Source organism: Parvivirga hydrogeniphila (assembly GCF_023371205.1).
GTDB lineage: Bacteria > Actinomycetota > Coriobacteriia > Anaerosomatales > Anaerosomataceae > Parvivirga > Parvivirga hydrogeniphila.
This window is the reverse complement of the sequence record NZ_JAMCCO010000002.1, coordinates 469,793-488,186: the sequence shown is the minus strand read 5'-3', so window position 1 is coordinate 488,186 and position 18,394 is coordinate 469,793. Positions and strand designations below refer to the sequence as shown.

The following is an 18,394-nucleotide window of genomic DNA, read 5'->3' as shown; positions in this document are numbered from 1 at the left end:
GCGACGTGCGGTATACTCGCCGCACGGCGGGCGCGCTCGTCGGTGTCTTCTGGGGGATGAGCGGCCTGAACGGGCGGAATCCGGTCGTCGGAAGGATCGCGGATGGACGAGCCCATCACCGTGCTCGTGGTCGATGACGACCCGGCCATCGTCGACATGATCCGTATGGGCCTCGAGGCGGACGGCATGAAGGTGCTGTCTGCGGGGGACGGTGGAGAAGCGCTGGACGTGCTCGCACGCGAGGCGGTGGACGTCATCCTGCTCGACATCATGATGCCCAGGGTGGACGGCTGGATGGCTCTCATGGAGATCAGGAACAATCCGGAGACCGCCGACGTCCCGGTCATCATGCTCACGGCCAAGACGCAGGACCTCGCGAAGATCCTGGCGTTCAAGCAAGGCGTCCAGCAGTACGTGACGAAGCCGTTCAACCTGATGGAGCTCTCCGCGCGCGTGCAGAGCCTCGCGAAGACGCGGCCGCGTGCTGCCGTGCGCGTGCGTGACGGCGAAAGCGAGTTCCGGAAGCTCGCTGTGCGCAAGGGCGGGCGGACGGTGCTTCTCGGCATCGACGACATCGTGTACATCTCAGCGAAGAACAAGTCGACGTACGTGCACACCTACGAGAACCAGTACCTCGTCGACCTGACGCTCACAGAGCTCGAAGAGCGGCTGGCAAAAGAGCGGTTCGAGCGCGTCCACCGCAGCTTCATGGTGAATCTCGAGAAGATCAAGGAGATCCTGCGCGTCGACGGCGCGTTCGTCGTGGTGGTGATGGACCGCGACGAGACCCAGATCCCCGTCGCGCGGCGCCACCTCAAGCAGTTCAAGGAAGCGGTGGGGCTGTGAGAGCGATGGGGCGCGGGCTTGCGTTGCTGGTAGCGGCGCTCGTCTTGCTTGCGCCCGCTGCAGCGTCCGCGGAACGCACGCTGGCGCTCTCGACAGGCTCGTTCGAGTTCCAGGTCGCGGCCGGGCAGAAGGGCGAGGGCTCGGTCATCGTCATGAACCCGAGCAAGGAGCCGATCGAGGTCTTCATCTACGCGGGAAACCAAGTCGTTGACGAGGAAGGGCGCATCTCCTTCGAGATACCGAAACCGGGCGAGATGGGCGGTATCGACAACCCTGCCTCGTGGCTGCAGGTGAAGATGTCGAGCGAGATGAAATCGCGCGGCAATGTCCCGTACATCGAGCTGGCTCCGAACGAGCGCAAGCAGGTGGAGTTCACCTTCGAGGTGCCGGAAGGCGTCCCACCCGGGGACCACCAGATCCTGCTGTTCTTCGAGATGGCGCCGCCGAAGAACGTGAGCGCGGACAAGGCGCACGCGGTGGTGGCGGGACGGCTGGCGTCGCGCATCCACATCCGTGTGAAGGGCGAGATCGTGGAGCGGCTGCTCATCAAGCCGTTCGTCGTGCGCTCGTTCATCATCGGCGACCGCGTGCCGTACTCGTATGCCGTGCGCAACGAGGGGAACATCGACAAGATCGTGCGGGCAACGGTCACCCTCCAGGCGCCATCAGGCCGCGAGCTGGTGAGCCAGCAGGCGACGGAGACGACGGTGTACGCCGGAGCCATATCGGAGAACGCCGGCGTCCTGCGGCCAGGCGGGACGATGCTCGGGAAGTACACCGTGCGCCTGGACGTCGAGTACCCGCGGGAGGGCGCGCAGACGGACATCCCGGAGCGCCTCACCGAGCAGCGCACTGTATGGGTGGTGCCCTTGTGGCTGGCGATCGCCGTGGTCGTGGTCGCAGGCGGCTTTGCGATATGGGCGTCGTGGCGTGCGAGCGTGAAGGCCGCGATGCGCAAGATCGAGCGAGAGCGGCGCGAAGCACGTCGTGAGCAGGCGCGTCGTGCGCAGAGGGAGCTCGTGGAGCTCGACGACCCCGATCAGTCCCACGCCACAGAGTAGGCGACCGCATCGTCGGGCAGTTCGACCGGGGTCCCGGTGGTCTTGGCGCCCTCGATGCGCATCCTGTGACCGGTCGCGGTGACGACCTCGAGCGTCCACGGTGTGTTCGCCTTGACGAGCACGTGCTGCGCATCGGTCTGGGTGACGGCTGCGAACGCCCGGACGCGAGCGGTGATGGTCGCGGTGCCGCTTGTTCCCGTGGCGGTGGAGGCGACGAGGAGCGCCGCAAGGATCCCAGCTGTGACCGCTGCTGCGATCTTCGTGGCCCGCTTCATCGTCCTCGCCTCCTTCCGCCCTGCCTTCTATATCGGCACTAAACGGTAGGATTTGAGCGATAAACGGCTACGCATACCGTTTATCTGATGAACGGTACCTTTCGGAGTGCTTCGGGATGTGGCGAGATAGATCTGGGCGCAAAGAAGAAGCCCCCGCGTCAGCAGGGGCTTCTCGTCGGTACGTCTGTGCGGGTGCTACGGCTGCGCGATCGTGTAGGTGACCTGGCCGCTCACGACCGTGCCAGCATCGATGCTCCAGTCGACCGTTCCGGTGACCGTATCGTCGTAGGAGAGGTTGCCGCCCTTGCCCCACGCGATCGGCGTCGCAGCTGCAGCGGTGCTGCTCAGCGTGGTGAAGGTGCCCGGATCGACCGAGGCCGAGAGAGTCGCTGTCTTGTTGGACTTGCCGGTTACCGTCACGGTGCCCGAAGCGGGCGTGTACGGATCCACGGCGCCGAGATCGACGGTGGCCGGCACGGTGATCTCCATCTGCGGCTGCACAGTGGCGCTCACGGTGACCGTGCCGCTGGTGGCGGCGTTCGCGTAGGCCACGACGCCGAACACGAGCGCCGCGACTGCGACTGCGATCAGAATCGTCCTCTTCATGGTAGGTCCCTTTCTTTTTTCCTATGCCCTTCCTGGGCTTTCTTCCGAGTCTTTCGGCCCTGTGGCCTTCTGGTGCGTGTATCGGCCTACGCACCACCCCGCTTGACGCTCGTCTGCCGTGCGGCGGAATAGCGTGACGAGCGGCACACAGCGGAGATGAGCGGAGCATCTCGCGGCAAGTGCAACAGGCGTGTCGGTCTGCGCTTCATCGTGCGATCACCGTGTAGACGACCTCGGCGCTGTAGCTTCCAGGGTCGGTGTCCCACGGAACGTCGATCCTGACAGCGTCGGTGTACGTCCGCTCGCCGCTCGCCTGGCTGAACAGCGAACCGAGCTGCGTCGAGAGGCCCAGGGCAGACGCGGGGCCGCTGAGCGTGCGAACGAGGTCGAAGGTGACGTTCGCGCGCACGAGCACGCCGAGGTTCGGATGCTCGTAGACGACGCCCGGCACGACGGTGCCGAAGTCGATCGCGTTCTCCGAGAGCGTGAGTTCGATCCAGGGGGCGCCGGGAACGGCGGTGAACGTCGTGGCAGCGGTGGCGATCGTCATGCCCGTCGAGGCCGTCCACGTGGCGCTGAGGCGGTACTCGCCTGCAGACGGAAGGTTCATGGTGGGAGCCGTCCACGAAACGAGCGTGGCAGCGCCTGTGCCGACGGCGATCCCCGCTGTCTCGTGGGTGTACCCGTCTCCCGATCCGTACACCGCCCACGAGCCGTCAGGCGCGAGGTAGCCGTCGCCCGGACCGAAGGTTCCGTCGGAGTCCTCGTCGCGCCAGATCACCCATTGGGCCGCAGTGTCCGCGAGCGGCACGGCGCCCTCGTTCTCGAATGTGGTGGCGATCGTGAGCGTGGATTCCACGGCATCTCCGCCCGAGACGGTCATGGCGCTGATGTTCGCCCGGTACCCGACGTAGAACGGCACGCTGGCGATGACCGTGCCGGTGCTGCTGAGGAGCGTGACCGTCCAGGTGCCGATCGGCTCCGTTGCAGGGATGACGCACGCGTCCTGTGCGATGCCAGTGGAGTCCGCGTTGATGAGGTTCGAGGTGCGGACGACGGTGCCCGAGGGATCCGACCAACGGAACCGCACCTGCGTGCCGGCAGCCAGCCCCATGCCGCGCGCATACACTGTATCGCCGAGCTGGAAGGTGTTCTGCGGAGCGCCGAAGCCGCCCACGCCGTAGGTCGCGAGGGAGCTCACCGTAGTGCGATCGGCGGCAGTCGCCGTGTGCGGGCCCGCGGTGCAGGTGAGCGTGGTGTCGTCGATGGTGCCCGCAGGCGTGCCTGCCGGGACGCGGACCCTCACGATGACGTCGGCCGCTTCGCCGTTCGGCCCGAGCGTGAGCGTCGAGATCGGGGTGAGGCCGTCAGACGCGAGGATCTGGACCGTCCAGCCGCACGACGATGCCGCCGAAAGCGAGATCGTGCGGGTGGTCGGCCAGCTGTTCTGCACCGTGTGTCGGTACGCGACCGTGCTGCCCGCGCCCGCAGGAGCGGAAGCGGCAACCGGGCTGACGCTCAGCGCCGCGCGTGCGGTGGTGGTGTCGTAGCCTTTCCCCTTGAGGTTGGGCGAGCCGACGACCTGGCCTGCGATGGTCGTGACGTTGACTGTGCCGATCGTTGCGCCCGACGGCACCGTCACCAGCACGGTGACGGTGCTGCTTTCGTGCGGCGCAAGCGTGAGCGACGTGACGGTAGACGCGCCGTCTGCGTCGCGGATCTCGCCCGGCCAGCCCTTGTCCGATGATGCCGAGAGCGCGATGGTGCGCGTTTCCTCGGTGTTGTTCGTAACGGTGTTGCGGTAGGCGATCGTCTGGCCCGGAGCCATCGATCCGTACTGGTCGGGGATGATGAGCACTGGTCCGATGCTGGTGATGTCGGTTGCCGTATCCGATACGCCGTCTGCCTGGCCGTGCGTCGCTGTGACCGTGAGCGTGTCACGGGTGCCGTCCGGCGTGTTCGCGGGTACGTGCAACAGCACGGCGATCTCCAACGACGCACCTGGTGTGAGTGTCACGCTGGTGACCGTCTCGCCGGTCGCAGCGATCGTGATGGTCACCGGCCACCGTTTCGACGAGGACGCCGAGAGGTCGAAGGTCGCAGGCGTGTTCCCGAGATTGGTAAGGGTGTGGACGTAGGTCACGGTGGTGTCTGCCGACGCGCCGGAAGCGCGGTCTGGGTCGAGCGAAACGCCGTATCGACGCATGAAGATGACGCCTGCGCTGTCAGTTGCGCTGCCGAGGGCGGACGTGAACTGCATCCCCACGGGTGTGTCAGAGGGCACGCCGAGCGCGCTCCATGGGATGCAGGTTTCGAGCTCGACGCCGCCCGAAGCACCCGCGCCAGCGATGGCGGCTGGGACCTGCGTGCCGAGCGCGCCTGCGGGCTTTCCGGCGTCGCCCGGCATCGGATCCCCGTTGGTCGCGTCGGCTGGGACGTAGCGGTAGAGCGTGCCGGACGAAAAGGCGTTGCCTCCAGTGAGTTTGTAGACGACCGCCATGTCCGTGCTCTCCATGCGGCCGTCGCCGTCGAGATCGAGATAGACGGTGTAGGTAGGCGCTGCGGCGCCGCCGCCGGTCGCTGCGCGGCGGATGTAGTGGTACAGGTACGTGCCGTCGTAGGTCGCGGCAAGCACGGTGAGGTCGGTGTTCGCGCTCGAGGAATCGCCGCTGGCGTCGTAGACGCAGTTCGCCGGGTCTTCGAACACACGCGCCCAGTCATCGAAGGCCCCGTCGATGGCGATCGTCGTCCGAACGAGCGCCAGGCCGGGGAGCGCGGGAGCAAGCAGCGTGACGACGAGCGCGAGCGCGAGCGCGCCGGAGCGCGGGCGCTTGTAGCGGCGCTTGGCCGCGGTGCGTATGCGGGATCCACGGGGTCTCATCGAAGCCTTCCGGCGCTGTCCTGTCCGGGCAGTTGTCCCATATATCGGTACGCGCGAGACCCGCTCACAGCGGTTTCTGCCGAATGTCGGAATAACGTGACGAACGGCACAGTTGTGCCGCTTGGCAGCCGTTCGTCGGCGACGCAGCCTCAGTTCCTGAGGCTCGAGAGCGGAGCCGGTACACGGCCGCCGCGTCGCACGAGCGTGGATCCTGCCCACTCGCTCACGCTCATGACGGGCGCAGAGCCGAGGAGCCCGCCGAAGACCGCGGTGTCGCCCGGGCGCTTCCCGGGCACTGGGATGAGGCGGGCAGCCGTGGTCTTGCCGTTCACGACGCCGATGGCGCACGCGTCCGAGATGATCGCTGCGATCGTCTCGACGGGCGTGTCGCCGGGGACCGCGATCATGTCGAGCCCCACGGAGCACACGGCCGTCATCGCCTCGAGCTTCTCGAGGGTGAGCGCGCCTGAGGCGGCCGCGCGGGACATGCCGGCGTCCTCGGAGACGGGGATGAACGCTCCCGAAAGCCCGCCGATGCTGGAGGTCCCCATCGCGCCGCCTTTCTTGACGGCGTCGTTCAGAAGCGCAAGCGCGGTCGTGGTGCCGGGTCCGCCGCAGCGCTTCACGCCGATGGCTTCGATGATGTCTGCGACGCTGTCGCCTTCGGCAGGCGTCGGGGCGAGCGACAGGTCGACGATGCCCATCTCGACGCCCAGGCGCGAAGCGGCCTCGCGAGCGACGAGCTCGCCGGCGCGCGTGATTTTGAAGGCGGTGGCCTTGATGGCTTCAGCCACCTGCGTGAGGTCGGCGTCTTCGGGAAGCGATTGCACGACCGCGCGCACCACCCCAGGGCCGGAGATGCCGACGTTCACGCATGCGTCAGGCTCGCCAGCACCGTGGACGGCGCCTGCCATGAAGGGGTTGTCCTCGACCATGTTGCAGAACGCGACGAGCTTCGCGCAGCCGACGCCGTCGCGGGCCGCAGTCGCCTGCGCCGTCGCGAGGACGGCCTCTGCCGTCAGCAGCACGGCGTCCATGTTGATGCCCGCTCGTGTGGAGGCCACGCTCACCGATGCGCACACGCGCTCGGTGGAAGAGAGCGCTTCAGGAAGCGAGGCGATGAGCGCGCGGTCTGCCGTGCCGATGCCCTTGTGCATGAGCGCCGAGAAGCCGCCGATGAAGTCGATGCCGACTACGGCAGCGGCCCGCTCGAGCGCGTGTGCAATGGGTGCGAGGTCCCCCGCGCCATCGGGTGCGATCTCCGCTACCGGGGTCACGGCCACGCGCGTGTTCACGATGGGAACCCCGAACTCTCGCGCGAGTCGCTCGCACGTCGGGACGAGGTGCTCTGCGCTTCGAGCGACGCGGTCGTATACCCGGTCAGCGACCGCCTCGACGGAGTCGGCCGCGCAACCCGTGAGCGACAGCGAGAGCGTCACGGTGCGGATATCGAAGTGCTGCTGGGTGATCATCGTGAGGGTCTCGGCGATCTCCTCTGGCGAGAGCTGGAGCACGGCGATCACCCCCTCAGATTCGATGCATGAACCGGAAGACGTCCTCGCGCTGCAGCGTGATCTGCAGCCCCAGGTCGTTCGCGACCTCGGCGAGCTTGGCTTGCACGCGGTCGAACGGGCAAGCGTCCTCGTCGACCGTCACGAGCATCGTCATCGAGAAGACGCCGGAGAGGATCGTCTGGCGGATGTCCTCGATGTTGACGCCGCACGATGCGAGCGCGGCAGAGACGGCGGCGACGATGCCGACGCGGTCCTCGCCGAGCACGGACAGGATGGCGCGTATCTTCACGGGCGGTCCTTCCTCCTGGGCTCTTGCCGCACCACGGTATACTCGCGAGGTGGGTCGCGCAACCGCGCGGCCGGGCGTCCAGTGCGAGGAGGTCGTCTCGTGGCCATACCGATCGTGCCCGTTCGAGTCGGCGACGTGGTCCGGCTGAAGAAGCCGCACCCGTGCGGCGCGAACGAGTGGGAGGTCACGAAGCTCGGCATGGACATCGGGTTGAAGTGCCGCGGATGCGGCCGGTCGGTGCGGCTCGTGCGCTACGACTTCGACCGCAGGTTTCGCGGCTACGTGCAGCGTTCGCAGTCAGACGCCGCCGCTCAAGATTCGCCGTCGAGCGCGGAGGGCGCCGAGGACGGCTCGACGCGGTTGAGCTGAACATGCACGTGGTCCCCGCCGTTCTTCGTGTAGGCGGCGAGTTGCAGGTCGGTCTTGTCGGACATCTTCCGCACGCACGCGATGCGGGTCACGCCTCCTTCGACGCGGTCGCCCGCCCTCACGCTCACGTCGTCGACGTGGATGAGCACGAGGTCGAAGTCGTCGAATCCGTCCGGCCGGAGGTGGATCTCGAAGTCGTCGTATCGGCCGTAGAGCTTGTAGGGACGCACCGCGACCACGACCCCCGAAAGCGGCGCGAAGACGTCCATCCCGGGGTCCGCGCCGCAATCGATCGCCGTGTCGGGAGCCCCGCGGCGGTTGCTCCGCCACAGGCGGATGACGCTACCGTCCCAGATGGTGGCGGCCTCCTCGTCGTCGGCAGCAGGCTTGGTCGCCGGTTGCACCACCGCGCGCGCCTTTGCGGCCGCCTTCACGCTCGTGTCAGGGACGAGCGCCTCAAGGTGCACCGCCTTGTCGCCTGAGGCCTGGTGGAAGGCCACCTGTGTGACCGCGCTCGGATCGACGGGCAGGCGCAGGTACAGCGACCCGTAGCGGGCAAGGAGGGGCGTTGGTTCGCGCGGCGGCGCGGTCGCATCAGCAGCCGCGGCCGCCCGGGCGACCGGAGCGGCGGTCCGGGGCGGCGGCGTCGAACGGTCGTGTGAGAGCAGCCCGGCTCCGGCCGCGACGAGCACGATCGCGACGCCCGCAAGCCCATAGACTCCTGCCGGCCGGCGAGCGCGCCGCCGCCGGTAGCGAGGGCTTCGCACCGTGAGGGGGCGCTCGGGCGTCACGGCGCCACCTCGGCCGTATCGCCGCGCAGGACCACCGTCGTGCCACGCTTGGCAGAGATCGCTCGCAAGCGCTCGAGGATCCTGCGCGCAGCCTCCCCGCTGACGACCTCTGGGCGGCCTTCGGTGTCGAGGTACACCGGCACGACGCGCACGGCGCCGACGCCGCCAGGCCCCAGGTCGGCTTGCAGCACGAACGCCTCGCCGGTCTTCCGCGAGTAGTGGTCGAACACGAAGTCGCCGAGCGAGTACGCGATGAGGCGGCCCTTGTACCGCTCCACCGCTTGGATGACGTGCGGGTGGTGCGAGAGCACCATGTCGGCGCCCGCGTCGATCGCGGCGTGCGCGTCGCGGACCTGCTCGGCGTTGCAGTCGTCTTGGTACTCGACTCCCCAGTGGAAGCTTACGAGCACGTAGTCGTTCTCGCGCTTTGCCTCGCGGATCGCCGCGCAGACGGCGTCCATGTTCCCGCGTCCGCGGGCGAGCCCAGGGCGTGCGTCGGTGGCGACGAAGCCGGCAGGCAGGATGTGCGAGAACGACAGGAACGCGATGCGGGCGCCGTTGCGCTCCACGACGGCGGGCCGCCACGCAGCGGCGCGATCGGCGCCTGCGCCCGCGTGCCCGATCCCGCGCGCATCGATAAGCGCGATCGTGTCTTCGAGCGCGTCAGGCCCGTAGTCGAGCACGTGGTTGTTCGCGACCGACAGGAAGTCGAAGCCCGCCTTGGCGAGCCCCTCGACGCCGCGCGGATCGCCGCGGAAGGTGACGTCTTTCTGCTCATTGCGTACGCCGCGCGAGGAAAGCGGGCTTTCGAGGTTTCCGACGGTGATGTCGGCTGCAGCCAGAAGCGGTGCCACGCGAGCGAGCGGCGCAGCGCCGCCGGACGTGGCGATGAGCGTGCGGACCCGCCTGTCGAAAATCATGTCGCCGACGGCAGCGACCGTCACCGTGGTGGGTCGCGACGTGTGGCGGACCGCGGCGGAGGCGTCGATCGACGGGAGCGGCGCCGGAAGCGGGACGGCGGCCTGCGCGAGCGCGCGCTGGCTGCCAGACCGCGCAGCGAGAACCGCAGCGACGCCCGCCCCGGCGAGCGCCGCAAGGACGACCGCGACGGCAGCGATGGCGCGGACGCGCCGTGCGCGCGCGGAGGCCCGGGCGCGTGCAGCGGCGCCTCTGCTGGTGTCGACAGGACCAATGCTCTGCGGCATAGCACGTAGGGTACCAAGAAGCCCGCCGAAACGCTCCTGCAGTGCTCGTTTCGTGCGATGCGGTGTCCGCTGAAACGCTCCTGCAGTGCTAGAATCATGCGACACGGTGCTCGGATTCCAGAAGGGGCGGTCTATGGAGCGGCTCGAAAGCGTGCTTCGTGCGGAAGACGAAGCCCGTGCGCGCGTACAGGCCGCGCGCGAGGAGGCGAAGCGGTTGCGGGCGCGTGCCGGCGAGGAGGCGCAGCGGATCGTGCGCGACGCCGAGGCCGCTGCACGCGCGGAGGCGGCCAAGCGCGCTGCCGAGATCATCTCCGCGGCGCAGGCCGAGGCCGAGGCGATGCTCAGCGAGGCCGCCGAGGCCCGCGAGCGGCTCATCGCCGATGCGCGCGACCGGCTGCCGGACGCCGTAGCCGGCGCGGTGGAGGAGCTGGCAGGCTGACCCATGGCAGTGGCGCGCATGCTCAGAGCCACCGTGGTGGCGCACAAGGCGGCCGTCGAGGACGTCATCGACAGGCTCCAGGCCGTCGGCGCGCTCGAAGTCTCGACGACGCCGTACGAGCTTGCGCCAGCGCTCACGCGCGAAGACGAGGAGCGCCTCCAGCGGCTCGACGAGCAGATCGCCGACGCGAAGTTCGTGGTCGAAGTCCTGGCGAAGCATCGTGAGGACGACCGGCCGTTTGCAGCGTTCGTCTCCGAGAAGATCCACATCGACGCCGCGCGGTTCGAGGCGCTCGCGCCGGACGCTGAGTTCCAGGCGCTGTACCGCGAGTGCCTGACGATCACCGACAAGATGGCCTCCGGCGAGCGCGAGCGCGAGCGGCTCAAGCACCTCGTCGCCGAACTGGAGCCGTGGCGTGATCTCCACCTGCAAGTCGAACGGCTGCGCGATACCGCGCAGGTGCGTCTCATGACTGGCACGGTGCCGGCCTCGCAGGGCGCCGCCATCCGTCAGCGGCTGCGCGAGGTCTCGCCGCTCATCTCCGTCGAGGAGCTGGGCCCCGTGGGTTCGCGCGCGGCGTGGGTCGTGCTCGCGCACCGCACGGTCGTGGACGAGACGCGCGCGGCGCTCGCGGCCACCGCGTACCGCGACGTGACCTTCCCTGAGGGCGTGACCGGCTATCCGGCCGAGGAGATCGCGGTCGCGCTGGAGCGCATCGATGCCATCGCGCGCGAGCGCGAGCTTTTCGAGGAGCGGCTGCGCGAGCTCGCTCTGGGCCGCTACGTAGACGTCGTGGCGCTCCAAGAAGCGCTCGTCTCAGAGCGCGACGCCGTCGCCTCGCGCGGGCTGATGGGCGCGACCGAGCGCACGGTGGTCGTGACGGGCTGGGTGCTCGCGAAGCGTCGCGCGGAGCTGGAGTCCTCGCTTGCCGCCGTAAGCGACCTGGTGGACTGGGAGCTTCGAGACCCGCTTCCCGAGGAGGAGCCGCCGGTCGCGCTCGAGAACCCGAAGCTCGTCAGGCCCTTCGAGCTGCTCACCGACCTCTACGGCCGGCCGAAGTACCGCGACATCGATCCGACGCCGTTGCTCGCACCGTTCTTCTTGCTGTTCTTCGCGATCTGCATCGGGGACGTGGGCTACGGGCTCATGCTCATCGCCGGGTTCTGGTACATCAAGAACCGTATCGACGTGGCACCGGGCGTCAAGCGGTTCTGCGACTTGATGATGCTCGGCGGTGCGGGCGCGATCGTCGTGGGCGTGGCGTTCGGGTCGTACTTCGCGCTGGACTACGACGTCGTGCGAGCTGCGGTGCCCGTTCCGCGCCTGCTCGACCCGCTCGGAGAGCTCACGACGTTCCTCCTGCTGACGGTCGTGATCGGCATGGTGCAGGTGTTCTTCGGGGTCCTCGTGGCCGCCTACGACGCTGCTCGGCGCCGCGACGTGGCCTCTGCGGTGGGCGACCAGCTCTCGACGATCCTTCTGGCGGCGCTCATCGGCGTTGCAGCGGCGGTGCCGGGAGCGGCAGGGTGGGCGCTCGCGCTCGGGCTCGGCGTCACGATGCTGCTCAAGGGTCACGCGCTGGAGGCGGCGCTCGCGCGGGACGAGGCGGTGCCAGGCTGGGACCGTGCGCTCGGCGCGGCATGGGTCGTGCTGTTCGTGGCGTGGCTGGGAGCGCTGTCCTTCGACGGCCCGGCGGCGATCGGCTGGCTTCTCGCTGGCGCCACGGTGCTTGGGCTCGCGGCCTCGAGAAGCGTGCGGCGTGCGGTCGTCGGTCTGCTCGGCGGCGCGTACGCCGTGTACGGCATGACGTCGTTTCTGGGCGACATCTTGAGCTACACGCGGCTTGCTGCGCTCGGACTTTCCGGCTCGCTCGTCGGCATGGTCTTCAACATCCTGGCGAAGCTCGTCTGGAGCGGGGCCGCAGGGCTGTTCTCGAAGGGTCCCGCGGGCATCGTGTTCGGCGCGGTCGTGGCGGTGCTCGCCGCGCTCGTGTTCGTCGGCGGGCACGTCTTCAACGTCGTCATCAACCTGCTCGGCGCATTCGTGCACCCGGCGCGTCTGCAGTTCGTGGAGTTCTTCAGCAAGTTCTACGACAACGGCGGCAAGCCGTTCCTGCCGCTTTCGTACAAGACACAGGCAGTCGTGCTGCACCCAGCGGGGGCGCAGCAGGAAGGAGGCGTGCGATCGTGAAGGATGCAATCCTTGGGATGTCCGGCACTGACTGGGCGCTGCTCGGTGCCGGTATCGCGGCGGTGCTGGGCGGCATCGGGTCTGCGATCGGCATCACCATCGCGTCGAGTACGGCGTCCGGCATCCTGTCCGAGGACGGCAGCAAGTTCGGCAAGCTGCTGCCGCTTGCTGCGATGCCAGGTACGCAGGGGATCTACGGCTTCATCGCGGCGGTGCTGGTCGTGATCTTCTTCAACGTGCTCGGCGGCAAGGTGGATCTGCCCGCGACCATCGGTTTCAAGGTGTTCCTGGCCTGTCTGCCGGTGGCGTTCCTCTGTCTGGTGAGTGCGATCTACCAGGGCATGACCGGCGCTGCCGCAGCAGGCATCGTCGCGGCGGACCAGCCGGCCCCGGCCCTCATCTTCCCGGCGCTGGTGGAGACCTACGCGGTTCTCGCGCTGATCGTCACCATCCTGATGCTGCTCGGGCTCCAGAGCGCCGCTCAGGCGTTGTAGGAGGAGCCGTGGCGCTCGCTGACATCCTCGAGCAGATTGCGGCAGACGCCGAAGCCGAAGCGCGCGAGATCGTCGAGCGCGCTAAGGAGGAGGCCGCACGGGTCCGTCGCGAGGCGGAGAGGCGCGCGTCCGAGCGCTCGGCGCGCGTCCTCGCCGAGGCGGAGGCCGACGCGCGCCGGGAGGCCGAGGCCGTCCGCGCGTCGGCGCGCTTGCGTGCGCGCGACGACACGCTCGCGGTCAAGCAGGCGCTCATCGACGAGGCGCTCGAAGCGGTCGCGGCGGGGCTCGCGTCGCTCGAACCTTCCCGGTACGCGCGGTTCATCGCGCGGCGCATCCTGCGCGCGGCACGCGGAGGCGAGGAGGTGCTCGTCGCTGCGGCGGACCGGGAGCGGCTCGCGGGGCTTCCCGATGCAGTCGAGGCTGCGGCGCGGGAAGCGGGGCGTGAGGGCCTCGAGCTTCGGTTCTCAGATGAGCCGGCGCCCGTCGCGCACGGCGTCGTCTTGCGAGGCGACCGCGAGAGCGTCGACCTGTCGGTGGAAGGACTCATCGAAGCCGAGCGCGACCGCCTCGTGGCGCGGTTCGCGGCTGCGTTGTTCCGGACAAGCGAAGGAGACGGCTCGTAACGATGCGGCCTCCGCTTCTCAAAGCCGTCAAGGACTCGGTCCGCTACGGGTACGCGGTCGGGCGCGTGCGTGCGCTCGAGGCGCGCGTGTTCCGTGACGCTACCTACGAACGGCTCGTCGACGCGCCGAGCTTCGCCGAGCAGCGCAAGATCCTCTCGGACACCGCCTACGGCCGGTACCTCGAAGACGCGCAGACGGCGGACGACGTGGAGCGCGGGCTCGAGGCGGCGCTCGAGTCCGTCTACGGTCTTGTGGCCGAGTTCAGACTGCCGGAGAGCATGGCGCGGTTCTTCCGCGTGCGGCACGACTTCTCGAACCTGCGCGCACGCCTGAAAGGCGAGGTGCTGGACGCGTCCGTGGAACGCGACCTCTCGTCGCTCGGCACCGTGCCGCCCGATGTCGTGGCCGGGCCGGTGGAGGAGCTGCCGGAGTGGTTGCGCCGCGCAGCGGAGGAGGCGCTCGACGCGCTCGCGGCGCTCGACGCCGACGCGGAACGTCGCGGTGCCGAGGCCGGCATGCTTGCGAAGCTGGAGGCGGTCGACCGCGTCGTCGAGCGCGCCATGTACGCGGAGCTCGCCTCGCTCGCACGCGCCGCGCGAAGCGAGTTCCTCGCCGAGTACGTGGCGCTTTCCGTCGACCTCGCGAACGTCAAGCGCGTTGTGCGCGCGAAGCGGCGCGGCGTACCGCTCTCTGAGGTACAGCCGTCGCTGCTGGACGGCGGACGCATCGCGCGCGACCGCCTCGCGGGCCTGTACGCGCTTCCGCTCGACGAGCTCGCAGCGCGCCTCGCCAAGGAGCGAGCGCTTCGGGGCGTGCAGGCGGACGACCTGCTCGCGCTCGACCGCCTCGACGTCGCCACCGACGCGCTTGCGGTGCGCATGATGCGCGCGGGCCGCGCAGTGCCGCTCGGAGCGGAGCCCGTCGTCGCATACGTCCTCGCACGCGAGGCCGAGGTCCGGCAGCTGCGCGTGCTGCTCATCGGCAAGATCGCCGGGCTGAGCGCAGACGAGCTGCGCGCGCGGCTGAGGAAGGTGTACGTGAGCCGTGGCTGAGAAGATAGCGATCATCGGCGACTCGACGAGCGTGGCCGGCTTCCGGCCGCTCGGACTCGCCGTGTTCCCCGTGGCGGAGCCGGCCGACGCGCACGCGATCTGGCCTGAGGTGGCGAGCGGCGCGTACGGCATCGTGTTCCTCACCGAGCCGGTGTACGCGGAGCTCGCGGAGGAAATCGCCACGATCGCCGACAGGCCGGTGCCTGCCGTGACGGTCATCCCGGGGGCCGGAAGCCCGGGCGGGGTCGGGGAAGCGAAGCTCGCGCGCGCTATCGAGCGCGCCGTCGGTACGAGCACACTTATTCGGGAAGAGGAAGCGTGATGGAGCAAGGGCGCATCATCAAGGTCGCGGGGCCGCTCGTGGTCGCAGAAGGCCTCGTCGAGTCCAAGATGTACGACCTGGTACGCGTGGGCGACGAGGGCCTCATGGGCGAGATCATCGAGATGCGCGGCGACCGCGCCTCGATCCAGGTCTACGAGGAGACCGAGGGCCTCGGCCCGGGCGATCCGGTGGTCTCGACGGGCGCGCCGCTGTCGGTGGAGCTGGGGCCGGGCATGCTCGAGCAGGTCTACGACGGAGTCCAGCGGCCCCTCGACGTGCTGCAGGCGCAAGCAGGCGCGTTCATCGCTCGCGGCCTGAGCGCTCCCGCGCTCGACAGGAAGCGGCTGTGGGCGTTCGAGCCGCGCGTGAAGGCCGGCGACGCGGTCGCAGGCGGCGACGTCATCGGCGTCGTGCAGGAGAACGTCGTCATCGAGCACCGCATCATGGTGCCGCCGCACCTGGCCGGGGAGATCGTCGAGGTGCGCGAGGGCGAGCACACCGTGACCGACACGGTGGCGCGGCTGCGCGCGGTCGACGGCACCGTCCACGACCTCACGATGATGCAGGTCTGGCCGGTGCGCGTGCCGAGGCCGTACCGCGAGAAGCTGTCCGCCTTTGAGCCGCTCGTGACGGGAACGCGCGTCATCGACACCTTCTTCCCGGTGGTGAAAGGCGGCGTGGCGTGCATCCCTGGGCCGTTTGGCGCGGGCAAGACCGTCACTCAGCACCAGATCGCGAAGTGGAGCAACGCTGAGATCGTCGTGTTCATCGGCTGCGGCGAGCGCGGCAACGAGATGACCGACGTGCTCATGGAGTTCCCCGAGCTCACCGACCCGTACTCGGGCCAGCCGCTGATGAAGCGCACGGTGCTCGTAGCGAACACCTCCAATATGCCGGTCGCCGCTCGTGAGGCGAGCGTGTACACGGGCATCACGATGGCCGAGTACTTCCGCGACATGGGCTACAACGTGGTCCTGCAGGCCGACTCGACGAGCCGCTGGGCCGAGGCGATGCGCGAGATCTCCGGCCGCCTCGAGGAGATGCCCGGCGACGAAGGCTTCCCGGCGTACCTCGGCACGCGTCTCGCGTCGTTCTACGAGCGCGCGGGCAAGGTGCGCTCGCTCGGCAGCGACGAACGCGAGGGCTCCGTCACGGTCGTGGGGTCCGTCTCGCCTCCGGGCGGCGACCTCTCGGAGCCGGTGGTGCAGAATACGCTGCGCGTCGTGAAGGTGTTCTGGGCGCTCCAAGACCAGCTGGCGTTCCAGCGCCACTTCCCGGCGATCGATTGGCTCACGTCGTATTCGCTGTACCTCGACAAGGTGACGCCGTTTTGGGCCGAGCGCGTCTCGCCGGAGTTCCGCGCGCGCCGCGACGAGGCGATGGCGATCCTGCAGCGCGAGGCCGAACTGGCGGAGATCGTCCGCCTCGTGGGCGTCGAGGCGCTCTCGCCGGAGGAGCGCGTGCTCATGGAGACCGCCAAGTCGATCCGCGAGGACTTCTTGCAGCAGAACGCGTTCCGCGACGACGACCAGTTCTCGTCGCTTGCCGAGCAAGACGCGCTCTTGCGCGTGATCCTGCTCTTCCGCGATAAGGCGCTGGAGGCGCTCTCGCGCGGGGCCGCGCTCGACGCGATCTTCTCGGCCCCGGTGCGCGAGCGCATCGCGCGCGCGAAGTACCTGAGCGCCGAGGACCTCGCGGAGTTCGACGCGATCGCATCCGAGATCGAGACGCAGCTCGTGGGCGGCGAGGAAGAGGACCGAGCCTCGGTGTATGCGGGAGGTGAGCGCTGATGCGCGAGTACATGACCACGCGCGAGATCGTCGGCCCGCTCCTGCTCATCGACAGCGTCGTCGACGTCACCTACGGCGAGCTCGTCGAGCTCGAATACCCGGACGGCACGCGTTCGCTCGGCAACGTGCTCGAGGTCAACGGCTCGGTCGCGCTCGTGCAGGCGTTCGAGGGGACGCGCGGCTCGAACCCGGCGGGCACGAAGGCGAAGTTCCTGGGCCGCCCGCTCGAGCTCGGAGTCAGCCGGGACATGCTCGGCCGCGTCTTCGACGGGCTGGGGCGCCCCATCGACGGCGGGCCCGAGATCATCCCCGAGAAGCGGCTGCCGATCCACGGCTCGCCCATCAACCCCACTGCGCGCGACTTCCCGGACGACTTCATCCAGACCGGCATCTCGGCCATCGACGGCCTGAACCCGCTCGTGCGCGGTCAGAAGCTGCCGATCTTCTCAGGCTCGGGGCTCCCACACAACGAGCTTGCGGCGCAGATTGCGCGCCAAAGCGCGGTGCTCGTGCGCAGCGAGCGGCCCGACGAGGTCGGCAAGAAGATGGAAGGCGAGTTCGCCGTCGTCTTCGCGGCGATGGGCATCACCTTCGAGGACGCGGAGTTCTTCAAGAACGAGTTCCGCACGACCTCTGCCATCGAGCGCGCGGTGCTGTTCTTGAACCTCGCCGACGACCCGGCCGTCGAGCGCATCGCCACGCCGCGCATGGCGCTCACGGCAGCGGAGCACCTCGCGTACGAGTGCGACATGCACGTGCTCGTCATCCTCACGGACATGACCTACTACTGCGAGGCGCTGCGCGAAGTCTCGGCCGCGCGCAAGGAGGTGCCGGGCCGCCGCGGGTACCCGGGCTACCTCTACACCGACCTCGCCACCATCTACGAGCGCGCGGGGCGCATCAAGGGCAAGCGCGGGTCGATCACGCAGGTGCCGATCCTGTCGATGCCCGACGACGACAAGACGCACCCGATCCCGGACCTCACCGGCTACATCACCGAGGGCCAGATCATCTTGGACCGCAACCTGCACCGGCGCGGCATCTACCCGCCTGTCGCGGTGCTGCCGTCGCTTTCGCGCCTGAAGCAGAAGGGCATCGGGCCGGGCAAGACGCGCGAGGACCACGCGGACCTCTCGAACCAGCTGTTCGGCGCGTACGCGCGCGGTCTGCAAGCGAAGGAGCTCGCGGTCATCCTGGGCGAGGCGGCGCTCTCGGAGACCGACAAGGCGTTCGTGGCGTTCGCGGACGCGTTCGAGGACCGCTTCATCCGCCAAGGCAAGCACGAGGAGCGCTCGGTGGCCGAGACGCTCGCCATCGGCTGGGAGCTGGCGGCGATGCTGCCGCGGAGCGAACTGAAGCGCATCAAAGACGCGTACGTGGAGAAGTACCTGCCCACCGCCGAGGCTGCGGGCGCGGGGGAGGCGTAGGGCGATGAGCGGGCTCGTCGAGTCGCTGCGCATCGCGCTCGTCGTGGGGATGGCGCTGTTCTTCCTGGCGCTCGTGGCGTTCAACGCGTACATGGCCGGCATGTACAAGCGGGCCGGCGCGACGGCGCCGACCGGCGTCGTCATCATCCGCGTGATGAACGCGATCCTCCTGCTCGTCGCGGCGGCGATCGTCGTCTCGGCGCTGGTGCGGAGGTAGCCG

General features: G+C 68.9%; 19 protein-coding genes. 12 read left to right on the top strand and 7 right to left on the bottom strand.

The features are described from left to right. Window positions 1–102 precede the first annotated feature (102 nt). Together MX659_RS07860 and MX659_RS07855 are read left to right on the top strand one after the other, a co-directional pair. Window positions 103–846: a LytR/AlgR family response regulator transcription factor gene (locus MX659_RS07860; protein WP_267192921.1), complete on the top strand. Its 744-nt coding sequence runs from the start codon at window positions 103–105 to the stop codon at window positions 844–846. Between the two features lie 5 nt (window positions 847–851). Further along, on the top strand, window positions 852–1,907 hold the full coding sequence (locus MX659_RS07855) for a COG1470 family protein (RefSeq protein ID WP_407674477.1): 1,056 nt from the start codon (window positions 852–854) through the stop codon (window positions 1,905–1,907). Here MX659_RS07855 and MX659_RS07850 read toward each other — a convergent pair. From MX659_RS07850 to MX659_RS07830, 5 genes are all read right to left on the bottom strand, one after another. Next, on the bottom strand, window positions 1,886–2,182 hold the full coding sequence (locus MX659_RS07850) for a hypothetical protein (RefSeq protein ID WP_267192919.1): 297 nt from the start codon (window positions 2,180–2,182) through the stop codon (window positions 1,886–1,888). The genes MX659_RS07855 and MX659_RS07850 overlap by 22 nt on opposite strands. Window positions 2,183–2,377: 195 nt before the next feature. Then, window positions 2,378–2,788 (bottom strand): hypothetical protein, encoded by a 411-nt coding sequence (locus MX659_RS07845; protein WP_267192918.1) that lies wholly within the window; start codon window positions 2,786–2,788, stop codon window positions 2,378–2,380. 205 nt (window positions 2,789–2,993) lie between these two features. Then, window positions 2,994–5,669: a COG1470 family protein gene (locus tag MX659_RS07840; protein ID WP_267192917.1), complete on the bottom strand. Its 2,676-nt coding sequence runs from the start codon at window positions 5,667–5,669 to the stop codon at window positions 2,994–2,996. 149 nt (window positions 5,670–5,818) lie between these two features. After that, window positions 5,819–7,183, bottom strand: coding sequence for a PFL family protein (locus tag MX659_RS07835; RefSeq protein ID WP_267192916.1), 1,365 nt, complete (start codon window positions 7,181–7,183; stop codon window positions 5,819–5,821). Window positions 7,184–7,196: 13 nt separating this feature from the next. Beyond that, a complete protein-coding gene (locus tag MX659_RS07830; protein ID WP_323745506.1) occupies window positions 7,197–7,472 on the bottom strand; it encodes an ACT domain-containing protein in 276 nt (91 codons plus the stop codon). Window positions 7,473–7,571: 99 nt separating this feature from the next. Here MX659_RS07830 and MX659_RS07825 point away from each other — a divergent pair, with 99 nt between their 5' ends. Next, entirely contained in the window at window positions 7,572–7,841 is a 270-nt protein-coding gene (locus MX659_RS07825; protein WP_323745505.1) for a DUF951 domain-containing protein, read from the top strand. Here the strand turns inward: MX659_RS07825 and MX659_RS07820 are convergent. After that, entirely contained in the window at window positions 7,784–8,632 is an 849-nt protein-coding gene (locus MX659_RS07820; protein ID WP_267192915.1) for a M23 family metallopeptidase, read from the bottom strand. The two genes, MX659_RS07825 and MX659_RS07820, sit on opposite strands and share 58 nt — an antisense overlap. Next, entirely contained in the window at window positions 8,629–9,837 is a 1,209-nt protein-coding gene (locus MX659_RS07815) for a CapA family protein (RefSeq protein ID WP_267192914.1), read from the bottom strand. Before MX659_RS07815 ends, MX659_RS07820 begins: the two co-directional genes overlap by 4 nt. Window positions 9,838–9,970: 133 nt before the next feature. Between MX659_RS07815 and MX659_RS07810 the strand changes: the two genes are divergently transcribed. From MX659_RS07810 to MX659_RS07770, 9 genes are read left to right on the top strand one after another with little or no spacing between them, the layout of a single operon-like run. Continuing rightward, on the top strand, window positions 9,971–10,276 hold the full coding sequence (locus MX659_RS07810) for a hypothetical protein (RefSeq protein WP_267192913.1): 306 nt from the start codon (window positions 9,971–9,973) through the stop codon (window positions 10,274–10,276). A gap of 3 nt (window positions 10,277–10,279) precedes the next feature. Next, window positions 10,280–12,466 carry a V-type ATP synthase subunit I gene (locus MX659_RS07805; RefSeq protein WP_267192912.1) on the top strand — a complete coding sequence of 729 codons (2,187 nt, stop codon included), beginning with the start codon at window positions 10,280–10,282 and terminating at the stop codon, window positions 12,464–12,466. Between the two features lie 17 nt (window positions 12,467–12,483). Continuing rightward, window positions 12,484–12,960 carry a V-type ATP synthase subunit K gene (locus MX659_RS07800; protein ID WP_267192911.1) on the top strand — a complete coding sequence of 159 codons (477 nt, stop codon included), beginning with the start codon at window positions 12,484–12,486 and terminating at the stop codon, window positions 12,958–12,960. A gap of 8 nt (window positions 12,961–12,968) precedes the next feature. After that, the gene (locus MX659_RS07795) at window positions 12,969–13,583 is read left to right on the top strand and encodes a V-type ATP synthase subunit E family protein (protein WP_267192910.1); all 615 of its coding nucleotides are present in this window, start codon (window positions 12,969–12,971) and stop codon (window positions 13,581–13,583) included. Window positions 13,584–13,585: 2 nt separating this feature from the next. Continuing rightward, complete coding sequence (locus MX659_RS07790; RefSeq protein WP_267192909.1) at window positions 13,586–14,635, top strand: V-type ATPase subunit; 1,050 nt, start codon at window positions 13,586–13,588, stop codon at window positions 14,633–14,635. Beyond that, entirely contained in the window at window positions 14,628–14,957 is a 330-nt protein-coding gene (locus MX659_RS07785) for a V-type ATP synthase subunit F (RefSeq protein ID WP_267192908.1), read from the top strand. Before MX659_RS07790 ends, MX659_RS07785 begins: the two co-directional genes overlap by 8 nt. Further along, window positions 14,957–16,747 (top strand): V-type ATP synthase subunit A, encoded by a 1,791-nt coding sequence (locus tag MX659_RS07780; protein WP_267192907.1) that lies wholly within the window; start codon window positions 14,957–14,959, stop codon window positions 16,745–16,747. The genes MX659_RS07785 and MX659_RS07780 overlap by 1 nt, the downstream gene beginning before the upstream one ends. Then, the gene (locus tag MX659_RS07775) at window positions 16,744–18,174 is read left to right on the top strand and encodes a V-type ATP synthase subunit B (RefSeq protein ID WP_267192975.1); all 1,431 of its coding nucleotides are present in this window, start codon (window positions 16,744–16,746) and stop codon (window positions 18,172–18,174) included. The genes MX659_RS07780 and MX659_RS07775 overlap by 4 nt, the downstream gene beginning before the upstream one ends. A 4-nt stretch (window positions 18,175–18,178) precedes the next feature. Next, complete coding sequence (locus MX659_RS07770) at window positions 18,179–18,391, top strand: hypothetical protein (protein ID WP_267192906.1); 213 nt, start codon at window positions 18,179–18,181, stop codon at window positions 18,389–18,391. Window positions 18,392–18,394: the final 3 nt, after the last annotated feature.